This window comes from Streptomyces viridosporus (assembly GCF_002078235.1).
GTDB classification, from domain to species: domain Bacteria; phylum Actinomycetota; class Actinomycetes; order Streptomycetales; family Streptomycetaceae; genus Streptomyces; species Streptomyces viridosporus.
On the sequence record NZ_MSGP01000060.1, the window covers coordinates 1 to 1,513 of the forward strand.

The following is a 1,513-nucleotide window of genomic DNA, read 5'->3' on the forward strand; positions in this document are numbered from 1 at the left end:
GGGGGCGGGAGGGGAGCCGCGGAGGCACGGGGCCTCGCGCGGCAGGGGTCCTACAGGTGGCGGCGGCGTCCGGCGACCTGGGAGTCGTACCGTTCACGGGCCCGGACGGCGGCCTCGCGGGACGCCACCTCGGCCACCGGCACGTCCCACCAGGCCTCGGCCGGGGGAGCGGTGGGGGTCGGGTCGGTCTCGACGTAGACGCACGTCGGGCGGTCGGAGGCGCGGGCCTCGGCCAGCGCCTCGCGCAGTTCCCGCACGGTCTTGGCGCGCAGCACGACCATGCCGAGGCTGGCCGCGTTGGCGGCGAGGTCCACGGGCAGTGGGGCGCCGGTGAAGGTGCCGTCCTCGGCCCGGTGGCGGTAGGCGGTGCCGAATCGCTCGCCGCCCGTCTCCTCGGACAGGCCGCCGATGGAGGCGTAGCCGTGGTTCTGGATCAGCACCATCTTCACGGGCAGGCGCTCCTGGACCGCCGTGACGAGCTCCGTCGGCATCATCAGGTAGGTGCCGTCGCCGACCAGGGCCCACACCGGCGTGCCGGGAGCGGCCTGCTGCACGCCGAGGGCGGCCGGGATCTCGTAGCCCATGCAGGAGTAGCCGTACTCCAGGTGGTACTGGCGCGGGCTGCGCGCGCGCCACAGCTTGTGCAGGTCGCCGGGGAGCGAACCGGCCGCGTTGATCACCACGTCCTCGTCGCCGACGACCGCGTCGAGCGCGCCGAGCACCTGGGTCTGGGTCGGTGCGGCGCTGTCGTCCTCGGCCCGGTAGGCGGCCTCGACGACCTCCTCCCAGCGCTCCTTGCCGGCGCGGTACTCGGACACGTACGCCGCGTCCACCCGGTGCCCGGCCAGCGCCCCGGTGAGCTGCTCCAGGCCGGTGCGCGCGTCGCAGACCAGGGTGCGCGCCGCCAGCTTGTGCGCGTCGAAGCCGGTGACGTTGAGGTTGAGGAACCGCACGTCCGGGTTCTGGAACAGGGTGCCGGAGGCGGTGGTGAAGTCGGTGTAGCGGGTGCCGACGCCGATCACCAGGTCGGCGGTGCGGGCGAGGGCGTCGCTCACCGCCGTGCCGGTGTGGCCGATGCCGCCGAGGTCGGCCGGGTGGTCGTGGCGCAGGGAGCCCTTGCCGGCCTGGGTGGAGGCGACCGGGATGCCGGTGGCGTCCACGAACGCCTTCAGGGCCTGTTCGGCCTCGCTGTGGTGGACCCCGCCGCCCGCCACGATCAGCGGGCGCCGCGCGGCCCGTACGGCTTCCACGGCCGCCGCCAGCTCCACCGGGTCCGGGGCGGGGCGGCGCACGTGCCAGACGCGCTCGGCGAAGAACTCCTCCGGCCAGTCGTACGCCTCCGCCTGCACGTCCTGCGGCAGCGCCAGGGTGACGGCGCCCGTCTCGGCCGGGTCGGCGAGCACCCGCATGGCGTTCAGCGCGGAGGGGATCAGCGCCTCCGGGCGGGTGACGCGGTCGAAGTACCGCGACACCGGGCGGAGCGTGTCGTTGACCGACACGCTCCGCCCGGTGT

1 protein-coding gene is annotated in these 1,513 nt (G+C 75.1%); it reads right to left on the reverse strand.

All coding sequences use genetic code 11. The features are described from left to right. Window positions 1-50 precede the first annotated feature (50 nt). Window positions 51-1,513 (reverse strand): thiamine pyrophosphate-dependent enzyme (locus tag B7L92_RS04355; RefSeq protein ID WP_081236163.1); only part of this gene is annotated, 1,463 nt, incomplete at its 5' end.